Source organism: Marinococcus sp. LNHM4E3-1 (assembly GCF_056034405.1).
The window spans coordinates 18,983-41,458 of the sequence record NZ_JBQLID010000005.1; the positions used below are offsets into that span (position 1 = coordinate 18,983).

General features: G+C 47.1%; 24 protein-coding genes. 15 read left to right on the plus strand and 9 right to left on the minus strand.

From position 1 onward, the window contains the following. Positions 1–31 precede the first annotated feature (31 nt). Positions 32–655: an NAD(P)-dependent oxidoreductase gene (locus ACTRXI_RS06700; protein ID WP_474261693.1), complete on the minus strand. Its 624-nt coding sequence runs from the start codon at positions 653–655 to the stop codon at positions 32–34. Between the two features lie 104 nt (positions 656–759). On the opposite strand from ACTRXI_RS06700, the gene ACTRXI_RS06705 reads away from it, so the two are divergent. The 8 genes from ACTRXI_RS06705 (at position 760) to ACTRXI_RS06740 (ending at position 8,282) form a co-directional block, all read left to right on the plus strand. Then, on the plus strand, positions 760–2,559 hold the full coding sequence (locus ACTRXI_RS06705) for an AMP-binding protein (RefSeq protein ID WP_474261694.1): 1,800 nt from the start codon (positions 760–762) through the stop codon (positions 2,557–2,559). 38 nt (positions 2,560–2,597) lie between these two features. Further along, complete coding sequence (locus ACTRXI_RS06710) at positions 2,598–3,737, plus strand: DUF445 domain-containing protein (RefSeq protein ID WP_474261695.1); 1,140 nt, start codon at positions 2,598–2,600, stop codon at positions 3,735–3,737. Between the two features lie 93 nt (positions 3,738–3,830). Next, the gene (locus tag ACTRXI_RS06715) at positions 3,831–4,196 is read left to right on the plus strand and encodes a YlbF/YmcA family competence regulator (protein ID WP_462867612.1); all 366 of its coding nucleotides are present in this window, start codon (positions 3,831–3,833) and stop codon (positions 4,194–4,196) included. A 133-nt stretch (positions 4,197–4,329) separates the two neighbouring features. Next, positions 4,330–4,986, plus strand: coding sequence for a lytic transglycosylase domain-containing protein (locus ACTRXI_RS06720; protein ID WP_474261696.1), 657 nt, complete (start codon positions 4,330–4,332; stop codon positions 4,984–4,986). 1 nt (position 4,987) lies between these two features. Next, positions 4,988–5,257, plus strand: coding sequence for a hypothetical protein (locus ACTRXI_RS06725; RefSeq protein WP_462867609.1), 270 nt, complete (start codon positions 4,988–4,990; stop codon positions 5,255–5,257). 35 nt (positions 5,258–5,292) lie between these two features. Continuing rightward, positions 5,293–6,057: a membrane protein insertase YidC gene (yidC, locus tag ACTRXI_RS06730; RefSeq protein ID WP_474261697.1), complete on the plus strand. Its 765-nt coding sequence runs from the start codon at positions 5,293–5,295 to the stop codon at positions 6,055–6,057. Positions 6,058–6,216: 159 nt separating this feature from the next. After that, positions 6,217–6,906 (plus strand): response regulator transcription factor, encoded by a 690-nt coding sequence (locus ACTRXI_RS06735; protein WP_474261698.1) that lies wholly within the window; start codon positions 6,217–6,219, stop codon positions 6,904–6,906. After that, complete coding sequence (locus ACTRXI_RS06740) at positions 6,903–8,282, plus strand: sensor histidine kinase (protein ID WP_474261699.1); 1,380 nt, start codon at positions 6,903–6,905, stop codon at positions 8,280–8,282. Before ACTRXI_RS06735 ends, ACTRXI_RS06740 begins: the two co-directional genes overlap by 4 nt. A gap of 26 nt (positions 8,283–8,308) precedes the next feature. On the opposite strand, the gene ACTRXI_RS06745 is transcribed toward ACTRXI_RS06740, so the two are convergent. Both ACTRXI_RS06745 and ACTRXI_RS06750 read right to left on the minus strand, forming a co-directional pair. Continuing rightward, positions 8,309–9,232, minus strand: a complete 924-nt coding sequence (locus ACTRXI_RS06745) for a peptidylprolyl isomerase (RefSeq protein ID WP_474261700.1) — start codon at positions 9,230–9,232, stop codon at positions 8,309–8,311. A gap of 121 nt (positions 9,233–9,353) precedes the next feature. Further along, the gene (locus tag ACTRXI_RS06750; protein ID WP_022793771.1) at positions 9,354–9,539 is read right to left on the minus strand and encodes a hypothetical protein; all 186 of its coding nucleotides are present in this window, start codon (positions 9,537–9,539) and stop codon (positions 9,354–9,356) included. Between the two features lie 161 nt (positions 9,540–9,700). Between ACTRXI_RS06750 and ACTRXI_RS06755 the strand changes: the two genes are divergently transcribed. Further along, on the plus strand, positions 9,701–10,270 hold the full coding sequence (locus ACTRXI_RS06755; RefSeq protein WP_474261701.1) for a YpmS family protein: 570 nt from the start codon (positions 9,701–9,703) through the stop codon (positions 10,268–10,270). 41 nt (positions 10,271–10,311) lie between these two features. Here ACTRXI_RS06755 and ACTRXI_RS06760 read toward each other — a convergent pair whose 3' ends face one another. The 5 genes from ACTRXI_RS06760 to ACTRXI_RS06780 form a co-directional block, all read right to left on the minus strand. Next, on the minus strand, positions 10,312–10,860 hold the full coding sequence (locus ACTRXI_RS06760) for a DUF3267 domain-containing protein (protein WP_474261702.1): 549 nt from the start codon (positions 10,858–10,860) through the stop codon (positions 10,312–10,314). Between the two features lie 184 nt (positions 10,861–11,044). Continuing rightward, positions 11,045–11,608 (minus strand): HTH-type transcriptional regulator Hpr, encoded by a 564-nt coding sequence (locus ACTRXI_RS06765; protein ID WP_474261703.1) that lies wholly within the window; start codon positions 11,606–11,608, stop codon positions 11,045–11,047. A 39-nt stretch (positions 11,609–11,647) separates the two neighbouring features. Continuing rightward, positions 11,648–11,872 (minus strand): hypothetical protein, encoded by a 225-nt coding sequence (locus tag ACTRXI_RS06770; protein ID WP_474261704.1) that lies wholly within the window; start codon positions 11,870–11,872, stop codon positions 11,648–11,650. Between the two features lie 312 nt (positions 11,873–12,184). Continuing rightward, positions 12,185–13,270, minus strand: a complete 1,086-nt coding sequence (gene serC / locus ACTRXI_RS06775) for a 3-phosphoserine/phosphohydroxythreonine transaminase (RefSeq protein ID WP_474261705.1) — start codon at positions 13,268–13,270, stop codon at positions 12,185–12,187. 34 nt (positions 13,271–13,304) lie between these two features. Further along, positions 13,305–13,733 (minus strand): HIT family protein, encoded by a 429-nt coding sequence (locus ACTRXI_RS06780; RefSeq protein WP_474261706.1) that lies wholly within the window; start codon positions 13,731–13,733, stop codon positions 13,305–13,307. A gap of 176 nt (positions 13,734–13,909) precedes the next feature. Between ACTRXI_RS06780 and ACTRXI_RS06785 the strand changes: the two genes are divergently transcribed. Both ACTRXI_RS06785 and ACTRXI_RS06790 read left to right on the plus strand, forming a co-directional pair. After that, the gene (locus tag ACTRXI_RS06785) at positions 13,910–14,656 is read left to right on the plus strand and encodes an ABC transporter ATP-binding protein (protein ID WP_474261707.1); all 747 of its coding nucleotides are present in this window, start codon (positions 13,910–13,912) and stop codon (positions 14,654–14,656) included. After that, positions 14,653–15,864: an ABC transporter permease gene (locus tag ACTRXI_RS06790; protein WP_474261708.1), complete on the plus strand. Its 1,212-nt coding sequence runs from the start codon at positions 14,653–14,655 to the stop codon at positions 15,862–15,864. Before ACTRXI_RS06785 ends, ACTRXI_RS06790 begins: the two co-directional genes overlap by 4 nt. Positions 15,865–15,908: 44 nt before the next feature. Here ACTRXI_RS06790 and ACTRXI_RS06795 read toward each other — a convergent pair whose 3' ends face one another. Further along, positions 15,909–17,045 carry a M20 family metallopeptidase gene (locus tag ACTRXI_RS06795; protein WP_474261871.1) on the minus strand — a complete coding sequence of 379 codons (1,137 nt, stop codon included), beginning with the start codon at positions 17,043–17,045 and terminating at the stop codon, positions 15,909–15,911. Positions 17,046–17,297: 252 nt separating this feature from the next. Here ACTRXI_RS06795 and liaF point away from each other — a divergent pair, with 252 nt between their 5' ends. From liaF to hemH, 4 genes are all read left to right on the plus strand, one after another. Beyond that, positions 17,298–18,089 (plus strand): cell wall-active antibiotics response protein LiaF, encoded by a 792-nt coding sequence (liaF, locus tag ACTRXI_RS06800; RefSeq protein WP_474261709.1) that lies wholly within the window; start codon positions 17,298–17,300, stop codon positions 18,087–18,089. A gap of 68 nt (positions 18,090–18,157) precedes the next feature. Next, positions 18,158–20,314, plus strand: coding sequence for a transglycosylase domain-containing protein (locus ACTRXI_RS06805; protein WP_474261710.1), 2,157 nt, complete (start codon positions 18,158–18,160; stop codon positions 20,312–20,314). Between the two features lie 176 nt (positions 20,315–20,490). Then, positions 20,491–21,543 carry a uroporphyrinogen decarboxylase gene (gene hemE, locus ACTRXI_RS06810; protein WP_474261711.1) on the plus strand — a complete coding sequence of 351 codons (1,053 nt, stop codon included), beginning with the start codon at positions 20,491–20,493 and terminating at the stop codon, positions 21,541–21,543. Beyond that, positions 21,540–22,472, plus strand: coding sequence for a ferrochelatase (gene hemH / locus ACTRXI_RS06815; RefSeq protein ID WP_474261712.1), 933 nt, complete (start codon positions 21,540–21,542; stop codon positions 22,470–22,472). Before hemE ends, hemH begins: the two co-directional genes overlap by 4 nt. Positions 22,473–22,476: the final 4 nt, after the last annotated feature.

Genomic DNA, 22,476 nt, shown 5'->3' on the forward strand with positions numbered 1-22,476 from the left:
ATAGCATGTTTGTACCGTCAATTACACAGCCTTACTCACAAACACCTATCCTTTTTTTACAGAATTGAGAGTGATTTTCCAATACGTGTATTAAAAAATCAGCAGTGTTTCCTGTCGAGATCCGGGTGCCGTTTTCCGGCAGATAGTCATTTTCATAGCGCCAGGAAGCAGTATTTTCTCCCTCCGGCAGAAAAGTCGGGCAGACAACAGTCCAGCAATAGGACGTCTCCTTAATGTATTCATAGGCAGCTTTATGGTCCTCGGCGGCCATAGTGCTCCGGCGTTTGGATTCTGACGACTCGAACCGGTAAAGGTGCGGCTCTGTGCGCGACTGAAGAATTCCGGCAGTTCCTACGGTGATTAAACGGGTGATGCTTAGGTCGTTCATTTCTTTTAACAATAGCGGTGTGAAGCTGCTTAACACGTTCTGTTTGTCCGTGCCGAGGGCACTGACGACCGCATCCGCGCCCTGCAGTGTTTTTCTGATTTTCGCCTGATCAAGAGCATCGCCGTATATCTGCTCTGCAGAAGCAGGGAGGCTGCCTGCCTTTTCCGGTGAGCGGACAAGTATTTTTAATTCGTGTCCGGCAGCGTCAGCCATAGATGCAAATTGGGAACCGGTGCGGCCGGTGCCGCCAAATAAAGCTATTTTCATTTGAAGCACTCCTTTTTGTTTCACATATCTAAAAGCTATGTAAAAATAGATATACACCCCTATTCCCATTCTATAAAAGGAAAAACGTCGGGAGGCTATGAGAGATGCAGTGGACTACGTGGGAACCGCCTATTGTTCAATGGAGAACTAATGCGCTTTATCGCTGGACTAAAGCACTCGGACTGAGTGATACGGAAGAGCTGAAAACACATGCCGCAATTGATGTTTCCTGGTTTTGGCAGCAGGCTTCCAAACGACTTGAAACCCGTTGGTTCAAACGGTATAAAGATGTGGTGGAGCTTTCGCATGGAAGACGGAAGGCAGGCTGGTTTTACAAAGGTAAAATGAATGCTGCAGAGCAGCTGATAAATAAATCAAAAGAAGTAATGGAGCAGACTGCTTTCATTGATGAAAGCGGAGAGTGGACTTATGAGAGGCTGGCCAAAGAAGTGCAGGAAGCTGCTGGGAAACTGAGGAAAGCCGGTGTGCAAAAGGGCGGACGGGCAGCTGTGGTGGCCCGGGCCGATAAACAGTCGGCGGTGGTTTGCATGGCACTGCTTTATATCGGTGCTGTAGTTTGTCCGTATAACCCCCGCTGGACAACGGCCATAGATAACGAGGTTCATGTGCATTTCCAGCCGGAATGGCTCATTGCTGGTGCGGGAAGTTCTGCAGTTGAAGCTGAGAAAAGGTTCAGTGTGGAAGCTTCGCAAATTATTCAATTGGGCGGGGAGCCTTCCTCAAGACATAAGCAGTGGGAAACTATGACGGCCGGAAAGAATAAGGAGAAGCCTGAAAAAACAGACGGTGCTGATGCTGCACTTGTCCTTTTTGGTGAGAGTCCGGGAGAACCTGTACAGGGGTACGTCCTCAGTCATACTAGTTTATTTATGAAATCAGGAACCGAAATTGGTTTAGTATGGGACGTGCGTCCCGGCGACCGAGTCTGGTGGCTCACCCGGGAGTGGGGATTTGAGCGGCTGTTTGCTATGGTTGGAACGCTTGCAAATGACGGACAATACTGCCTGTTTTCCTGGGACGACGAGAGCGCTGATGCCGGCAGTACGATTGAAGCATACGGAATTACACATATCGGCGTGAATTCACTGTCAGCCCAGATGGCTTCCTCCCAGACACAAAGTAAATGGAAGGAATACCATCTCCATTCGCTGCGGTACGTACTGACTTGGGAGGCAGATTGGATGCGGAGCGACCTGCAATGGGTAATGGATGTATTAACCCGGGGGAGAATTCCACTTTTGAAAGCCTTCGGGGGTGCTCACGCCTCCGGAATGATTACTGCAGATCTGCCGGACCGCAGGGTGCATCCTGAAAAATACAACAGCCGTCTTCCAGGGATGGTGATGGATACCTGGGACAGCGAAGGATATGCAGTGCGTCACGCCCCCGGCAGAGTAGTGGTAAAAAAACCATGGCCGAACAGCCTGGAGGTAATGGTTGATGGACAGGTGCAGTACGACAGCTCTCCGTGGTCCTGGTGGAAGGACGTATGGGCCGGTGACCGATTTTTAATAGATGACGGAGAAGGGTATACGTATGCAGGGGAGTATTCAGACATTAATAAGGTGGAGCAGCAGAATGTTTCTTTGCTGCCGCTTGAAAAATGGCTTGAGGGCATGGACTCGGTGGAAACGGCGCTTTTGCGCTGGAACGGAGGAAGTGCAGAGGCGGTCATAGCTCCTGCTGAAGGATGGAGCGGTACTATAGGCTGGAGGCAGGATCTTTCGGAAAGGTGGCTCGAAGCGCAAAAGTTTCCTCTGAAAAGCATACAAATAGTTTCAACACCTCCGGATAATGTGAATAAACGAATGTGGAGAAGCGCATTTAAACGCGGGAAATTCATCATAGAACGCGAGGAATTTATTTTTACCGAAGAGAAATAACGTTTAACTAATAGACAACTGCCAAAGGAGCAATCATCATGAACGCAGTTATTACAATTATCATTATGATCGCTATTGGGGCAGCTATCGGGGGAGTAACGAATTCACTTGCGATCCGGATGCTGTTCAGGCCGTATAAGCCAGTGTACATAGGCTCTGTACGGGTGCCGTTCACCCCGGGGCTGATCCCAAAAAGACGTAATGAGCTCGCCGGGCAGCTCGGACGGGTCGTTACAGACCATCTGTTGACCCCGGAAGGCCTGCAGACAAAAATCCGCAGCGACATGTTTTCCCGTCAGCTAAATGACTGGGTAACCTTGGAGATGAAAGAGTATCTTTATTCTGAGAAAAGCTTATCCGATTATGTGGAGAAATGGACAGGTCTGAGCGATGCTCGCGGTTTTCTCCGCGAAACGTTAAGAGAAACGCTCGATATAAAATGGGAAGAGGCTAAGTACCGCCATGCTGATACTCCGATTAAAGAACTGCTGCCCTCCGGGGCGGTCCATCAATCGGAAGTGATGACCAAGGAGCTTACACAGCTAATAATGGTGAAGGCCGGTGATTATTTTCGGTCAAGCGCAGGTAAGCAGCAGCTGGCGCTTTTGCTCGAGCGTTTTTTAGAAGGAAAAGGCTCGATGATGAACTTCTTCGGTACAATGATCGGTAACGACCGGCTCGTTGACCGTATTCAACCAGAGGTGCTCCGTTTTTTTGAAGACCCTGGAACAGAAAAAATGATTTCCGGACTGCTTCAGCAGGAACGAAAAGCGCTGTTTGAAAAGCCGGCCGCGGCGGCTTTTGCCTATGTGGATTCCCGGGCCGCGGTGGATTACATTGTGGAAGCAGTTGATAAACATGTACCCGTGATGGAGAGGCTCGAGCAGCCTTTAAAGGAATGGGCTCCAGCATATGAGAAAAAATTGCTGGAGGAATGGGTTCCAAAAGCAGTAAAAAAAGGACAGGGATCCATTGCGAAGAGGCTCCCGAATTTGTTTGAACAGCTTCATCTTCATGATGTAGTTAAAGAGCAGGTGGATACGTTTTCGACAGACCGGATGGAAGCTATGCTGCTTACGATTTCCGGAAGGGAGTTTAAGCTGATCACATATCTGGGTGCACTGATTGGCGGTTTCGTAGGCTGTGTACAGGGAATAGTTGTGCTGTGGATAATGTGAATAAAAAAATACCATTGATTCTTCCGGAATGGATGAATTCTGCTGGCGGTTCATGTTATGCTCATACAGACAATCTTAAAGGAGGACTTATATATGTCCAATATTCATGACAAGGCTTACGAATTATCAGGTGCGCTTCGTGAGAGCGAAGAATTCCAGCAACTTAAAGAGCTTCATAACGAAGTAGAGCAGGACGAAGTCGCAAAGCGTATGCTCGATAACTTCCGTAATGTACAGCTTGAACTGCAGCAAAAACAAATGCAGGGAGAGCAGCCTTCGGAAGAAGAAATTACTCAGGCTCAAAAACAGTTTGAAATGGTGCAGCAGCACGAAGTTATTTCGAAGCTGATGCAGCAGGAGCAGCAGCTCAGCACAGTCATTTCTGACTTGAATAAAATTATTACAGAGCCGCTTGAAGAACTCTACGGTGTACCGGAAGAAAATAACGGCCAGCAGTAATAACAAAAACTTTCCTCGCGACGGGGAAAGTTTTTTATTTGCCTTCACGTTATAGATTCTGGCTGAAACGTGCTACAATAAATATGGCGGTATTCGTCTTTAGCCACGAGTTATGTTAACAGGAGGGGACGCTGTGCGCCCGCAGACCAAGCGTTATCGATACGTTTACTTAATTACAGCAGTGACAGCTCTACTCACAGCAGCTATTGTTTTTATTGCCTCATCAGTGCAGGACGGGAGCACACCGACATACAATTCCCAGGAAGACTTTGCGGAAAATGAAGTTCCAAAAGAATATATTTCTGTTTACAAACAGGCGGGAGAAGATTATGATATTCCGTGGACCCTATTAGCGGCCGTTCACCGGGTAGAAACTGTCTTTTCAACGATGGAAACCCTGGAAAGCCCGGTTGGAGCGATAGGACATATGCAGTTTATGCCATGCACATTTGTAGGATGGAATTATCCAGGCTGTGGGGGAAATGGCAGTGCTGATATACCGGAACAGGAATTAACCGATCCGGAAACGATTAATGAATACGGCGGCTACGGTGTTGACGCTGACGGCGATGGCAGGGCCGATCCATATGCTCTTGAAGATGCCGTGTACTCGGCGGCGAACTTTCTTGCGTCTAACGGAGCAGCGGGTGGTGAGGTACGGCCGGCAATATACCAATATAACCAGGCGGACTGGTATGTAGACGATATTCTTAATTATTACAACACATATGATGAAGAAGTGGAACTGGTGAATCTTGAAGAAAATCGCTTAGCAGAGGAGGGGGGATAAGTTGTTTTTTATTGAAACATTCGCAGAAATTAACTGGGTGGAATGGCTGCTCCTTGTAAGCGTGCTCATTACGACACTTTGGATCGTCAGCCAGCACATTACGAATACGAATGCTTATTCCCTCCATCAGGAGGAAGCAAGGGTCTGCTATGACGATTACAGCCGGGTGCCGGAAATGGCTGCTCTTCGCTTTGTTACTGTACAAAAGAAGATACCGGACCGCTCGGACAGCAGGCATGATGATGAAGACTCTTCTTATTTTTCATCATAATTTGGAAGCATGAAAAATAAGAAGGAGTGAATGTAGTGAATAGTAAGTGGAAATTAATAGCAATGCTAGGTGTTTTAATGCTGGTGCTTGCCGGTTGTGGCGGCGAACAGGAAGCTATATCGGCCGACAGTGAAGGAATTTGGAATCGTTTCTTTGTATACCCGTTTTCATGGCTTTTAATCACAATTGCCCAATTTTTTAATGGTGATTACGGCCTTTCAATCATTGTAGTGACGATTATCATCCGTATTGTGCTGCTTCCATTGTTTATAAAACAACAGAACAGCGCGGTGGCGATGAAGCGGCTGCAGCCGAGAATGAAAGAGCTGCAGGAAAAATACAGCTCGAAAAACCAGGCCGAAGCCCAGAAGCTTCAGCAGGAAATGATGAAGCTGTACCGGGATGAAGGCGTGAACCCAATGATGGGCTGTCTGCCTATTCTGCTGCAGATGCCGATTTTGATGGCCTTTTACTTTGCCATTCAGCGGACAGAAGAGCTCGCAGCCCACAGCTTCTTATGGGTAGACCTTGGAGAGCCGGATCCATTTTTCATTTTCCCAATCCTTGCCGGACTAATGATGTTTTTGCAAACGAGAATCACGGCGAAGGATATGCCGGAAAACATGAGACCAATTATGATGCTGATGCCGGTGATGATGATCGTAGCCGGAATCTTTCTGCCGTCCGCCCTTTCTCTTTACTGGGCGACAGGCGGTGTGTTTATGATTTTCCAGACTCTCGTGTTTACAAAGCGCAAAGAAAAAATGGAGCAGAGCCAGCAGGAAAAAACAACAACGTAACCATGAAAGAAAGCCGCCTGCAGGCAAGCAGTGCGGCTTTCTTTATAGAAACATTGAGGCGTTAATACCGTCTAACACAGAGGAAAGTGGAAACTGAGTAATAATACTGCTACGATAATAGCAGATGGACACGTATCTTCAGAGGAAGGAACGAGATAAATGACGACTGCATATACAATTTATTTAGTGGAAGATGAAGAAAACCTTTCCGGAGTATTGAAGCCCTATATGGAGAAGGAAGGTTGGGAAGTTACCGTCTTTGATAACGGTACGGACGCTCTGGAGGCCAAAGAAGAGCCGCCTCACCTGTGGGTGCTCGATATTATGCTGCCGGGAACGGATGGGTATCAGATATTAAAAGAAATTAGGTCTTCAAAAAAAGGGGAAGTGCCGGTAATTTTTATTTCCGCGAGAGACCAGGATCTTGACCGGGTGCTTGGTCTTGAAATGGGAAGCGATGACTACCTGGCGAAACCATTTCTTCCCCAGGAGCTGATTATCCGTGCTAAAAAACTGTTATCCCGGGTATACGGCGAATCGCAGACCGAAACAAAAAAAACAGAAGTAAATAATTACTACATTGACCCGGAAGCACGTACAGTAACGGATGCTGAAAATGATGACACCCATATCGAACTGACGACAAAGGAGATGGATTTAATTCTGCTTTTGACCGAAGAGGTGGGCAAAGCCCTGTCGAGGGAAGATATCATTGAACATGTGTGGGGCGAAAACTATTTTGGCTCGGAGCGGGCCGTAGATGACGTTGTGCGGAGAGTCCGGAAAAAAATGCCCAGAATTCATCTGGAAACTCTGTATGGATACGGATATCGTGTTCTGCCGTCATGATGAAAGTGAATTTGACCCAGCGCATTTGGCTCTCTTTCATTGCCATCATTGTTCTGGTCGGTCTGACAGTCATTATCGTATATCCTATTTCGATTCGTGGAACGCTGACGGAAGAAACGTACCGGATTATTGAAGAAGAACAGGCACAGCTCGTTAATCCGCTGAGTGATTATTTCACGCCGCCGGAGTCAGACGATCTGGATTTCATTGAACGACGGGAAGCAGAGCGTTCGGTTGGGCATGTTTTTGTTACTGAAAATGAAACGGTCAGCGGGGAGCCTCGTCCGCCGGCCGAGGTGGAAAAGGAAATGCTTGAAAATGCCGGCAATCAAAATGCGGAACGGGAGAGGTATGAGCTCACTTTTAATGATGCTACACTTTTTTATGTGATCACAAAAGTAGAGTCGGATGGGGAGGAAGCGTTCCAGATTTCCTACATGTGGGATACGTATAGAGACACAATGGTAAACCGTTTGTGGACCCGTCTGGTGTACATACTGCTCATCACAAGCGTCGTAAGCCTGCTGCCGGCGATCTGGCTGAAACGCTACCTGCGGCAGCCGCTGCGGGTGCTCGGCAACCGTTTTGAGCAAATTGCTGAGAGAAATTGGCGGGAGCCTGTCAATTGGAAAGGGGACCAGGACTTTCAGAAGCTGTCCGAGCAGTTTGAGCGGATGCGCCAAAACTTGATCCGTTACGACAATTCACAAAAAACCTTTATCCAGCACGCCTCCCACGAGCTTAAGACACCAATTATGGTGGTTAAATCCTATGCGCAGTCCGTTAAAGATGGCATTCTGCCTAAAAAGGATATGGAAAAAACGATGGATGTCATCATAGATGAAGCGAATCGCATGGATAAAAGGGTCAGAGATATGCTCTATTACACGAAACTTGATTCGCTGAAAACAGAGGCGATTGAATACGAAGAAATTATTTTCGGTAAACTGGCTTATGCGATTGAAGAACGTTTTCGTCTGCAGCGCAGCGATATCCGTTTTTATATTGAAGGGGCAAGCGTACGCATGTATGCGGACGCTGAACATATGCGGGTGCTGCTTGAAAACCTGGTGGAAAATGCGCTGCGCTACGCAGAGGACAGTATTTGGATTAAGGCAGTAAAGCATCCGGACGGGCGGGTGGAAATTACTGTCGAAAACAACGGCGAAAACATTAATGAAGAAGAGCTTGAATACATTTTTACGCCGTTCAGAAAAGGAAATAAGGGCCAGTTCGGGCTTGGTCTTGCGATTGTAAGCCAAATTGCTGAACTGCACGAAGCGTCAAAAGAGGCGGCTAATACGGAGACAGGAGTTCGGTTTACGATCAGGCTCCCGGCAGAAAACGAAATAGAAACGAAAAAAACCGAGGCGTAACCGCCCCGGTTTTTTGTATAAAAATGTCAGCTTCCTGAACTCTCTTTACTTGCCTCAGTGAATGTCTGCACCCAGTCCTCGTAATCTTCGTTTTCGACGTTAATGTCAGCATCCTGCATAAGTTCATTCAGCACCTGCTGGCCGTCCTGCTGTTCTTCAGCTTCAAGCGTCTGTTTAATATCGTCTTTTAATTCTTTATAGCTTTCTTTTTTGCCGGTGACATTAATAACGTGGAAGCCATGCTCCGTTTCGACAGGTTCTTCGGAAATGGAGTCCGTATCCATGTTAAAGGCAGCTTCTTCGAAAGCCTCTGTCATTTCACCTTTACCAAAATAACCAAGCTCTCCGCCGCTTTCACCAGAAGCAGTATCAATAGACTTTTCTTTCGCAAGCTCAGCGAAATCTGCGCCGCCTTCGAGTTCTTTGATTATTTCATCTGCTTCTTTTTCACTTTCAACAAGAATATGGCTTGCTTCGACCTGCACAAGATCTTCTTTATTTTCTTCGTAGTAATTTTTCATTTCTTTTTCGGTTACGTCAACATCCTGGGAGCCCAGCTCATCAACCACGATCTGCGGTTTTACATACTGCTCCTTGAAAGCTTTAACACTCTCGACCTGAACGCCCATATTTTCCTGTACAGTTTGAAGGAATTGATCATTATCATCTATGCCGTACTGCTCTTTCATAGATTTAAATTCCTGAGTGACCTGTTTATCTGAAATATCGAGGTCCTCGGCTTTATCGTTTAATACTTTTTGCTGAATGAGATTGTTTAAGGCACCTTCACCGTAGTTGTCCTTTAAATCATCCATCAAATCCTGCTCAGAGATACTTTCGCCATTTACTTCAACAATCGCATCGTCTCCCGCTGCGCTGCCTTCATTGCTGCAGGATGCAAGCAGAAGGGCTCCGCTGATCCCTGCGACTGTAAAAATATATTTTTTCATTTCTCCAGCTCCCTATGTATGTTCATGATACCTTAATAGTATATCATATTAAAAAGTTTAAAAATGTCGATAAATGTAAAAAATCCTATTGCATTATACAATAGGATCGAAATTCTCAGCTTCAGGCTGCCAAAAGAAGTTCAACATACGATGAAATCAACAGGATGGTCACAAGTATATTGATGGTGTTAAAAACCTTCGGCTGTTTTTCATCCGGGACTTCCCGCTGGGTTACAAACTTATTGGTCATGGAGTTCATGATAAACAGGTAAGCAACAGCGAATACAATAAAGAAAAGAATAAACATAAAATTCCCCCATTCCTAACGATACTACCATAACAAATCATAAAGCAAAAAGATAGGCAGAACCCGTAGGAGCAAAGAAAAAGATATTATATCTATAACGTTTTTGCCGAACATGATATAGTGAAAAAGCAGTTGTTACAAGAAAAAAGGAGTGGATCTGCTTGGCGCGGAACATATGGAAAATTTTATTCATTCTGCTTTTGGTTATCAACGTTATTATCATCGCTGCTGTAGTCTTCTGGTGGGCTTCTCTGGACCAGGAGAGTGGATCGAACGAAACAGAACCGCAGACTTCTGATGAGGAAGAATTTCAACCGTACTTTACCGGGGAAACAAATTCTGCCCAGGTGAATAATATTTTAGAAGCGGAAATGGAAAACGAAAGAGCCGACTTAGTGGTAGAAGACGGTCAGTTTAAAATTATTTCTGCGCTTGAGCTTCTCGGTCGTGAAATTGATATTGAGCTGAGCTTTGTGCCGGAGGCTTTGGAGAACGGAAATGTTGAACTGCAGAAGGATGATTTCTCTATTGCAGGGCTTCCGCTGCCGGGTCCGGAAGTGCTGACAGTCGTGCAGAACCAGACGGAATTTCCGGAGTTTGTCCAGATTAATCCGGAGGAAGAAACGATCAGAATACGCCTTGATCAGTGGAGTGAAGATGAAGAGTACACTGTACGGGCGGAGAAAGTCAACCTGGAGGAAGACGAGATTGTCTTTGTCGTAGGCAGATAAAAGAATCCCGGCGCCGAAGTGGCACCGGGATTCTTTTTTATTTAAGAAGGCTGTTTCAGTACAATATCCATGCCGTCAAGCTTGCGTTCCACTGTACAGTGTTTTGGAGCTTTAACCAGCTGACGGATAAAAGCAAAGTCTTTAAGGGCCATGCCGCTGTTTAATGAAAAAATAATAAGGAAGTAATGCATATAGCCGGGCATGAGTATGGCCCCTGCAATACTTGCGGCCCCAAGAACTATAAACGGACTGACCATAGCGATAACGTACATATTTCTCGATACGGGTTTACTGAAGCTGTATTTAATCACAGGAAGCTGCTTCCTGCGGTCTCTGTCGAATTTCCAGGTTGTGGCGATACCAATCATCCAAAGCGGTACGGCGTGCAAAATAGAATGCAGAGGGTAAATCATAAGCATTACTAAAAGAAGAACTTCCAGGCCGATACCTTTTAGCTGTGTTTCCGGCTGCAGCGAACTAAAGATTAAAAAAGTAAACATAAAAGTTAAAAAGGAAAATCCTACCGACATGATTGTCATTTTTGTTGTGTTGTTTTCTTTTCGTAGATTTACTGATTTCCAGCAATTCATGCGACGGCCTCCTCTCTCTCCAAACCCCAACTTTGAATAATGTAATACCAACAGAAGAAAAAATCAATAGGGTTATAAAAAAAATATATAGAACGAAATTTCTAACAATTCGCTCTACAGAAGAGAAAAGAAGCCAATATGCTGATGGAGGAAGCCTGAGTAGAGCAGGTGGTCTGTAAAAGGTTTATTTGGCAGATCTGTCCGCTGGAAGGAGGGCCCCGTCTTTATCCATAAAATCATTTTCAAAAGACTGGAGGGACTCTTCAAACAGATGCATAAATTCTTCTCCATAAATGTAGCGTACGATGGTCATAAGTTCAGAAAACTCGGGAAACTTTCCGTAAAGCTCCTTAATGGGAAGGGCTCCTTCAGAAACCTGAAACGTTTCTTTTTCATAGGATTCGAGGATGGAGAGAAGCAGGCTTTCGCCGTCTTCTGTCAGTTCGATATACGTATTGCGCTTATCATTCGTTTTCTTTGAAAATTTTAACAGGCTGCGGTCTTCCAGCTTTTTCGAAAAATTAAAGGCTGTTGATACATGCATAACCCCGAACTTCGCAATCCCGGAAACAGAAGCGCCCTCTAATTGATGCGCGACCCATAGGATTTGAAATTCATTGATATTTAAATTATAAGGTTTAACCCATTCCTGCCAATCTTTTTCCACCGATTTCCATAATGCTTTAGACAGCTGTGCAGCACGGAGACTGAATAGTATCGACTGCTTGGCATCAAATGAAGAGTCCAATTAAAGAACCCCCTCTCTTATAAGCTGGGTCATCAGTGACTAGGAACGCCTGGTTTCTTTTTTAATCTGCTTATTTAATTGAGAAATGGAATCAGAAATTTCTTTTACCTGTTCCTGAATAGAGGCGACCTCGGGTTCAACTTCCTGCTTGTACCGCTTATAGGTTTTTTTCATTTCTTTGGTCAGCACATCAAATGCCTGGAAGCCTTCTGTAGCGGCATACTGCCAGTCTTCCATAGCTGATTTCTTTGTTGAGGATTTCAAGCCGGGGCGACTCCATTCCGAGTGCTTAATGGAATGTCGTAAAGCAGGACCAGAAGCAGGTGTAGTAAAAAGTATAATTAAACTGCTAGCTAACGATCCTGTGAATATACCGGCAAAAAGAGATTTCAAATCCATCCGCCTCATTCCTTCCTTGAAATACATTTTTAATATATTATTCTTTAATAGTAGTATAGGCGAATTCAGTGAAAAAATAAACAATTTCAAACAATTTCGGGTGCCTCGAACGAAGAGACGCCTATAAATTTTTATTTTATAAAAATAATCAGCGGATAACTCCGCTGATTAAAAAACCTATTGATGATTCTTTTGAAAGGTAAGCATAAAGTCCTGCAGAGCCTGGCAGCTCTCCTTAGAAACAGCGTTATAAATGGAAGCCCGGCATCCGCCGACAGAGCGGTGGCCGTTTAATCCGACAAAGCCGGCCTGCTTAGCTTCAGCTAAGAATTGTTTATTTAATTCTTCCGTAGGAAGGTTAAAGGTGACGTTCATGGAGGATCGGCTGTCTGTTTCAGCATGGCCCCGGTAAAACCCATTGCTGCCGTCAATAGTGTCGTACAGGAGAGCCGCTTTTTCCTTATTGCGCTGCTGCATGCCAAGGACGCCTCCGCGTTCTTCCACCCAGCCGAGCACTTCATTCAGAAGGTAAACAGCAAATGTCGGCGGGGTATGGAAAAGCGAATTCTTTTCCGCATGGGTGTCATAGCGGAGCATGGTCGGTGTGTGTTCAGGAGCCTGGCTTACCCAGTCTTTTTTGACGATAACGACAGTAACGCCGGACGGACCGAGGTTTTTTTGAGCGCCTGCGTAAATCGCTCCAAACGATGAGACTGGGACCGGACGGCTTAAAATGTCGCTCGACATATCGGCGACTACCGGGGAAAGCCAGTTATAATCAAGCTCCTGCCACTGTGTGCCGAAAATAGTGTTGTTTGTGGTGATGTGTACGTACTTGTCCCGGCTGTCGAGCTGAAGGGCGTCAACGTCAGGAATGTGGGTGAATTTCTGCTCTTTTGCCGAAGCCCCGACCCGGGTCTGTCCGATCATCTGAGCTTCTTTTAACGCTTTTTCCGACCAGGAGCCTGTTAAAATATAGTTAGCCGTTTCCCCTGATTGGAGCACGTTCATCGGAAGCATCGAAAACTGCAGGCTTGCTCCTCCCTGCAGAAGCAATACGTCATAATCCTCTGGAATATCGAGCAGATGCCGGAGCCTTTCCTGGGCCTGGTTATGCACTTGTTCGTAATCAGAACTCCGGTGGCTGAGCTCCATGACGCTCATGCCTGTATCGTTGAAATTCAGCATTTCCTTCTGGGCTTTTTCCAAAACTTCGTCCGGCAGGGCGGCCGGCCCTGCGTTAAAATTATATGCGCGTGACATATGATCTCTCCTTTAGCCATCCATATTTATTTATCTATAAACGATCGGCAATCCCTTTAGCCATATCGGCTAAATCAGCGCTTGTGTACTGTTCATTATTATCGGTAAATGTAAAAGAAAACCCATCGTTTTCTGTGTAACGTGGAATGAAGTGAAGATGATAATGAAAAACGGATTGCGATGCCACGCTGTTATTATTGTTTAGAAGGTTCATACCTGCTGGTTGAAAGGCTTCTTTTATAGCGTTCGCAATTGCCGGGGCTTTTTTAAAAAGTGCCGCTGCAGTTTCGGGGCGCAGTTCATAAATGTTTTCCTGATGATCCTTCGGGATTAAGAGGGTGTGGCCTTTCGTGGTCTGGCCCAGATCCATAAACGCCAGAAGGTCGTCATCCTCGTAGACGACAGAAGCAGGAATCTCCCCGGCTGCTATCTTGCAGAAAATGCAGTTATCATTGTGTGCCATAGTGTTGATCTCCTTTCTAAACGTAAGTATATCTACTATCCTATTATACGTAGTTACAGTTTAGAGTTAAATGGAAATGTAAGAAGAAATGAATTCCCTGCAAAAATATACAAAATACGATGAAACTGTGTAGAATATAAAAAGACTGTATTTTACTTAGCTGAAGGAGCGTTTGTATGACAGCATTACTTACTATCGAACATATTACCGGCGGTTACAATATCCATAAGCCGGTGCTCCATGACCTGGAATTTGATGTGGGCCCCGGGGAAATTGTCGGCTTAATCGGTTTGAACGGCGCGGGGAAAAGCACGACAATCAAGCATGTTCTCGGGCTAATGGAGCCGGCGGAGGGCGAAATTTATATTAACGGTAAAACCATTCATGAGGATGCGGAAGCTTACCGAAGACAGCTGGCATACATTCCTGAATCACCTATATTATACGAGGAAATGACGCTCTGGGAGCATTTGCGCCTGACAGCAATGGCTTACGGTGTTCCAGAAGGCGTCTGGGAAGAACGAAGTGAAAAGCTGATGGAAACCTATCAGATGGCCCGGCGGAAAAACTGGTTCCCCAATCATTTTTCCAAAGGAATGAGGCAGAAGGTGATGATCATGTGCGCCTTTTTGGTGGAGCCGAAGCTGTATGTCGTCGATGAACCGTTTGTCGGGCTCGACCCGGTAGCTATTAAATCACTGCTCGATATGATGGTGGAAATGAAAGAAAACGGAGCGGGAATTTTAATGTCGACGCATATTCTGGCGACCGCAGAACGCTATTGTGACCGTTTTGTACTGCTGCATGAAGGACGGGTCGCTTTGAAGGGAACTATGAAAGAAATCCAGGAGCAGGCAGGTATGCCGGGAGCGAACCTTGATGATTTGTATATTGAAGTAACCAAAGGAGAAATCACATCATGACCGGGCAATGGTGGAATGAGCGGGCAGGAGCTTTCTGGGGGAAGGCCGGCCGTTACCTGCGGTTAATCGGGAACAGCGGGTTTATGTTTGCCCTGTATATTCTCCTGTTTGCCGGAGCAGTATTTTACCCGGCTTTTTTGGACTGGCTCCCGCAGTCTCCGTGGGTGGTGATTGCTCTCTGGGTGATTTTTTCTATATTAACGCTTCGCGGACCGATTCGGCCGTTTGTTCAGTCCGGAGACCTTGTATTTCTGCTTCCGCTTGAAAAACGGATGGCACCATTTTTTAAAAAGTCCATTCGCTACTCAGCGGCTCTGCAGGGAGTGGAAGTACTGGCTGTATATATCGTTCTCGGCCCGGTTATTCAGGAGCGTACCGCCGCCGGGGGCGCTGGTTATATCGGCATGCTGCTGCTTTTGCTCGTAATAACCTTTTTGACAACATTTATTAAATGGGAAGAATGGAAATGGCACCATCATACTCACCGTTACATATCCACAGCGGTCCGCTGGGTCTGGCCGGCTCTTTTAATGCTCGCTGCCTGGTGGGGGAGCATTTTTCTGGCCGGCGCTGGTCTCCTTGGATTGATCGGGCACTGGCAGCTGGTAAAGAGGCGTTCTGCTTCCCTGCTGCTGCGCTGGGAAGTGCTTCTTGAAGCCGAGAATCATCAGCTGGCGAAATTTTACCGGTTTGTTCAGTCGTTTGCGGAAGTCCCCCATATTGAAGTGAAAATTAAACGCCGGCGCTGGCTGGCATCACTTGTGGATAAATTTTCCCATAAGCAGGAAAATACGTATTTGTATTTGTACGGCAAAGCTTTTGTTCGTTCAGGAGAATATGCAGGTATGTTTATCCGTCTGCTCGTAGTCTGCGGATTGATTATGTACGCCTTTGCTCCGGAATGGATGCGGCTTGGGATTGGCGGACTGTTTCTTTATATGACCGCTGTACAGCTGCAGGCTCTGAAAAGCCATTATGCGACCATTGACTGGCCGGATCTGTACCCTGTTCCTGTCAAATGGAAGGAACGGGCATTTATTACGTTTACGAGGGCACTTTTGACGGTGCAGGGAGCGGGAATCGTTCTGCTTCACGCCTGGGTCGGGCAGTCGCTTTTGGTAACGGCAGCACTGGTTTTATTTGTGGCGCTTCTTCTTCTGTATTATCCCCGGTGGGTTACCCGGAGAAAGCAAAAAGAGATGGTATAAAAAACGACAGGCCCCCTTTCCGCGAGGAGAAAGGGGGCCTGTGATTATGAAGAAGTGCCGGGATATTCCAAAACGGCTCTTCCGATGACCTGGGCTGCGGTAAGCATCGCCCGTTCATCAATATCGAATTTCGAATGGTGGTGCGGATACGTCGTTTCCCAGTCCGGATGGCCGGCTCCTGTGAAGAAATAGGTTCCTTTCACATGCTGGAGATAATGCGCATAATCCTCTCCAGCCATCGATGGGCTCATATATTCTGTCTTCTGGACCGAATTAGTTTTTTCAGCACATTCAGCAATAAACTGGGCTTCGTTACGGTGGTTGTCCACCGGGGGATAGCCGCGCAGGTATTCATAGTCGGCTTCGGCTCCGGCGGCTTCGCAAATGCCGTGGACAATTTTTCCGATTTCTTCTTCGAACACGTCCCGCACGTTTTCATCAAAGCAGCGGGTAGTGCCGGTAAGCTTCGCGCTGTCGGCGATCACGTTAAAGGCGTTGACAGCTTCAAAAGAGCCGACGGACAGTACTCCGGAATGAAGCGGATCGAGGCGGCGGCTCACAATCTGCTGTAGGCTGGTGACCACCTGGGAGCCGATTACTATGGCGTCTTTGGTAAGGTGCGGCTGAGCCCCGTGTCCGCCCTTTCCTCGAATCGTAATATGAAAACGATCTGAAGCAGCCATCATCGGTCCTTCGCAGTACTGCACAGTTCCGTAGGGCACCGTCGCCCATAAGTGCGTGCCAAAGATGGCGTCCACTCCTTCAAGGCAGCCGTCCTGGATCATCTCAATCGCGCCGCCGGGAGCATATTCCTCCGCGTGCTGGTGGATGAAAACAACGGTGCCGCTTAAGCTGTGCTTCTCCTCCTGAAGGGCTTTAGCCAGGACAAGCAGATACGCGGTATGGCCGTCATGACCGCAGGCATGCATTACGCCGTCCGTCTTTGAAGCGAAAGGAAGACCTGTGTCCTCCTGGATGGGCAGGGCGTCAAAATCCGCCCGGAGAGCGATGACGGGACCGGGTTTGTCACCACGGAGAACTGCGGTGACACCGCGCCCTCCTACATTGGTACGCACCTCATGCCCCAGCTTCCGGTGGTAATCGGCTATGTAGGCTGGCGTCTGTTCTTCCTCAAAGGAAAGCTCAGGGTACTGGTGCAGATACCTGCGAATCTCGACCATTTCCGGGTAAAGCTCTTCTAATCTGCTGAATAAATTATCCACAAAGGTTCACATCCTTTATTGAAACGTAATGAACAGAATGAAAATAGGTGTGTCTCCATTCAGGAGTAGCGTATAATGGAAATATAAGCTGTATAGTATTTTCTTATCATACATGATCCTTTCCGGAAAATAAAATAAGGAAATCTGGAACGGGCAGACGGCCTGCTGCGTATATTTATAAAATAAACAGAAGAAGGGCGGAAAGAAAGCATGAGTCAAAGAACCGGTTTTATAGGACTGGGTATTATTATTGCCGGCGTAAGTATCGTATCCTCCCAGCTCGGTTTTGACGCGAGTTTATTCATATGGCCTATCATAGCATTAAGCCTTGCCTGCTTTTTTGTCTACCAGCGTAATTACTGGCTCAGTGCCATGTTTGTCGGTCTCGCCCTGCTGCACGTATCCAACCGGGTGGATGTGCCTTTTATATTTACAGCGGTCATCACTGTGCTCTTCCTTGCGGGTATTATTCTGTTTTATTTCTGGTGGAGCAGCTCCCGCAGAGAAATAGATATCGATAAAGACCTAAATACGTCTGAGGGAGAAAGCCGGAACAAAAGAAGCACCTCCTACGCACATGAGGTGCGCCGGGCCGGGCAGGAACGGGAGCTTCCGACACAGCACCGCTTTTTGGCAGGGCAGTGTGTATATATAAAGAAGCCTTTCAGACTCCGCGAAGCCGCCGTCCAGTACGGAGCAGGCGAAGTGATTATAGATTTTTCGAAAGCTAAAACTGAGGAAGAGACAGTACCTGTACGAATCAGAGGCATGGCCGGGAGCATTAAGCTTTTTGTCCCGGAGAACTGGGACGTTAACGTCGACGCAAAAACACTTGTTGGCGAAACGAAGGTGCTTGGCTATAAGGAAGAGGGCCTGAAGGCAGCGATGAAGGTCGAGCATAAGGCGAAAGAGCAGACACAGGTAACATTAAATATCGAGGCAGAGCTTGTCGTCGGCAGCATTCAGGTGAAGTATGCAAAACATCCCGCTGTTTCCGTGTAACTTAACGAAATGTCTGCCGACTAAAGCAGGATAGAATATTTGTGTAAAAAGCGAGGGTGGCAGAGCTCATGAATAAACGGAAATGGGGAAAACGGCTGCTGATAGCTGCGGCGGCTTTTCTTCTGATTTTTGGCATATATTTATCCTCCGTTGTTATCGGCGCTGCTGCGATCAGTGAAAAGCAGCTGACGATGAATGAAACAACGACAATAGTTGATGACAGCGGGGAACAGCTAGCGGAGCTGTATTCAGAGGATAGGGAAGTTATCGAGGAAGAACAGATACCGGATCATGTAAAAGAAGCATTTATTTCCATTGAGGATATTAGGTTTTATGACCACCGCGGCATTGATCCGAGAGCGATTGCGCGTGCGCTGTACCGTGATATTTTAGCCGGTGGAATTGTGGAGGGCGGAAGTACGATCACCCAGCAGCTGGCGAAAAATGCTTTTCTCTCGAGCGACCAGACCTTCTTACGTAAAACGAAGGAAGTGCTGATCGCTATGGGGCTTGAAAAGAAATTCTCTAAGGATGAAGTAATGGGATACTATTTAAACCAGATTTACTTCGGTCACGGAGCTTACGGAATCCAGTCTGCCTCTCAGCAGTATTTCGGGAAAGACGCTTCCGAATTGAACGTTGAAGAAGGCGCTATGCTTGCGGCTATGGTAAAGGGGCCGAGCAACTATTCACCGGTGGATGAGCCGGAGGAGGCCAAAGAACGAAGAGATACTGTCATTGCTATTATGGAACGTGAAGGGTACATATCAGAAGAAGAAAAAGCGGCAGCAACTTCTTCGTCTCTTCCTTCCGGTCTTCAGGAGCAGCAGACCCATCCGGAATACTACACGTATGTGGATATGCTCATGAAGGAAGCCCAGGAAAAATACAACATTGAACCTGAAGAAATTTACAAAGGCGGCTATACGATCCAGGTGCCGATGAATGAAGATATGCAAAAAGCTTCCTATAGCCTGATGCAGGAAGAGACGTATTATCCGGACGGATCGGAGGATGCGGAAAGTGCCTTCTTTATGATGGATCATAGCAGCGGCGGAGTTGTCGCGGTGCAGGGCGGCAGGGATTACGAACGTCAGGGGATGAACCGGGCGGAAGTGCAGCGGCAGCCGGGGTCTGCGTTTAAGCCGCTTGCTGTATATGCACCAGCACTCGAATCCGGAGATTATGAGCCTTATTCGACGCTCCAGGATGAACAATTGGACTACGACGGCTATTCTCCGAAAAATAACAGCGGGGAATATCAGGGGGAAGTGACGATGAGCGAAGCGCTGGAGCAGTCCATCAATACATCAGCAGTTTGGCTCTATGACAAGCTTGACCGCAGCGCCACGAATGATTTCTTAAAGAAAACAGGTATAGAGCCCCAGGGGAACGGGCTGGCGACGGCTCTTGGCGGTCTCGAAAACGGGGTTACCCCGGCACAGTTAACAGAAGCATATACGACGTTTTCAAATAATGGAACAAAAACAGAGCCGTACTTTATTACAAACATTAAAGATCGTAACGGAAATATTATTGTGGAAAATGAAAAAAAAGAGCAGGAGGTGATGGACCCGCAGAATGCATGGTACATGACCCGCATGCTTGAAAATGTAGTGGAAAACGGAACAGCATCAGCCGGGAGCACCTCCTACGATTTAGCCGGCAAAACAGGAACCACTTCATTTGAAGCGGTCGAAGACGGGGCGAGAGACGCGTGGTTCGCAGGCTATACACCGCAGTGGACGGGCACGCTTTGGATGGGGTATGACCAGACAACCGAAGACAATTATTTGACCGGCGGCAGCTCCCATGCGGTGGAGCTGTTTAAATCCATTTTGAACGAGACCCCTGCTGGAGGCAGTGCGGTAGAATTTGAAAAACCGGAAGGAGTACGTGATTTGGAAGAGCCTGTGGAGCTTCCGGAAATTGATTCGCTTGAAGGAGATCTTACATTTGCCGGTGATGGTTTCTTAAACGTGGAGCTTACGTGGGAAGCATCTGAAGACGACCGCGTTAATTACACAATTTACGAAGTGACAGACGGAGAACGCGAAGAAATCGATCAGGTCCGCGGCCAGGGGAGCTACACGATCCAAAATGCAAATCCATTTAATTTAAGAGAGTATATTGTTGTCCCTTCCTATGAACCGACAAACCAGGAGGGTGAGGAGTCGAACACAGCAGAGGTACAGGCCCGTTCTATTTTTGGAATAGGAGGGTGAGAGAGGATTGGAGGCAGCCTTGGCGGGCTGCCTTTTTTGTGCTGAACTTTCATGAATTTTTTATGAATGTTGTCGAAATGCACTATACATGACAGGATCGGGCAGGTTATGGTAAAAACAGAAAAGGTGATTGTGCGAACTTGAGTGGTGAGCAGGCAGAGAGGAAGTGCCCAAAAATGAAAGAAACCTTATACAATAATACTTTTTTAGAAGCAGCAGGAGGAAACTATACCGGACATGTGCCGGTGTGGTACATGCGTCAGGCAGGCAGGTCACAGCCTGAATACCGTAAATTGAAAGAGAAGTATTCGCTGGTGGAAATTACTCATGACCCTGAACTGTGTGCATATGTAACCCGGCTTCCAGTGGAGCAGTATCAAAACGACGCGGCTATTTTATATAAAGACATTATGACACCACTGCCGTCTATCGGCGTAGATGTAGAAATAAAACCAGGCATCGGGCCGGTGATTGACCGCCCGATTGAAACGCTGGCCGATGTAAAACAGCTTGGAACGCTTGAACCAGAAAAGGATATCGACTACGTGCTTGAAACAATCAAGCTTCTGCGTCAGCAGCTGAATGTACCTTTAATCAGCTTTAGCGGAGCCCCGTTTACCCTGGCGAGCTACATGATTGAAGGGGGCCCGTCGAAAAACTATCACCGGACGAAAAGCTTTATGTACTCGCAGCCGGACGCCTGGTTTGCATTGATGGAGACGCTTGGTGATATGGTGATTCGGTACGCCGGCGCCCAGATAGAGGCCGGTGCCCAGGCTATTCAAATCTTTGACTCCTGGGTTGGTGCTTTAAACGCCACCGATTACCGGCAGTACGTGAAGCCGGTCATGAGCAGAATTTTTGCAGCTTTAGAAGAAAAGAATGTGCCGGTGTCCATGTTTGGAGTCGGTGCCGGTCATCTGCTTGAAGACTGGAACGATCTGCCGCTTTCCATCATTGGACTGGACTGGCGGACCTCTATTCTTGAAGCAAGAAACCGTGGCGTCACTAAAACGCTTCAGGGCAACCTGGATCCGAGTTTACTTCTCGCTCCGTGGCCGGAAATAGAGAAAAGAGCTGCCGCTATTATTGATGAAGGCATTCAGCATCCCGGGTTTATTTTTAATTTGGGGCACGGGGTATTCCCGGATGTGGAGCCTGATACGTTGAAACGTTTAACAGCTTTCGTTCACGAATATTCGAAAGAACAGTTGGAGGGAAGACGATGAAAAAGAAAACCGGCCTTTTGGTGATGGCTTACGGGACTCCGAGAAGCCTCGACGAAGTAGAAAGCTACTACACCCATATCCGGCGAGGGAACAAACCGTCCGAAGAAGCTTTGGAGGATCTTGTCTCCCGCTATAAAGCAATCGGCGGGGTATCCCCGCTTGCAAAAATTACGGAGGATCAGGCCTGTGGCCTGGGCGAGGTGATGAATGAACGTCATCCGGAACGGGAATTTCATGTTTATATCGGTTTAAAGCATATCGACCCGTTTATCGAGGATGCTGTTGCTGAAATGAAAGAGGACGGCATCGAAGAGGCGTACAGTATCGTCCTCGCGCCGCATTTTTCGACATTCAGCGTAAAGTCTTATAATGGACGGGCCCAGGAAGAATCCTCCCGCATTAATGGCCCGGCGATTCACAGTGTAGAAAGCTGGTACGACCAGCCGAAGTTTCTGCACTACTGGGCTGAACGGGTGCGTACTATGCTTGACGGGCTTGATGAAGAGAAAACGTGTGTTATTTTTTCTGCTCACAGCCTGCCGGAAAAAATCATCGCCAAAGGAGACCCGTATCCGGAACAGCTGAAAGAAACCGCCCAATGGATCGCAGAGCGTGCCAATGTTCAGCACTATGATATTGGCTGGCAAAGTGAAGGGAACACCCCGGACCCATGGCTCGGACCGGATGTGCAGGACTTAACAAAAAATTTGCACCATCAGTACGGCTATGAGTCATTCGTCTACTGTCCGGTAGGATTTGTAGCCGATCATCTTGAAGTATTGTTTGATAATGATGTTGAATGTAAAGATGCCTGCGACAGTGTAGGAGCGGCATATTACCGGCCGGAAATGCCAAATAGCCAGCGTGAATTTTTAGAGGCGCTTGGTGATGCGATTGATTCTTTAGTGGAACAGAGGGTTTCCTCGTAATATA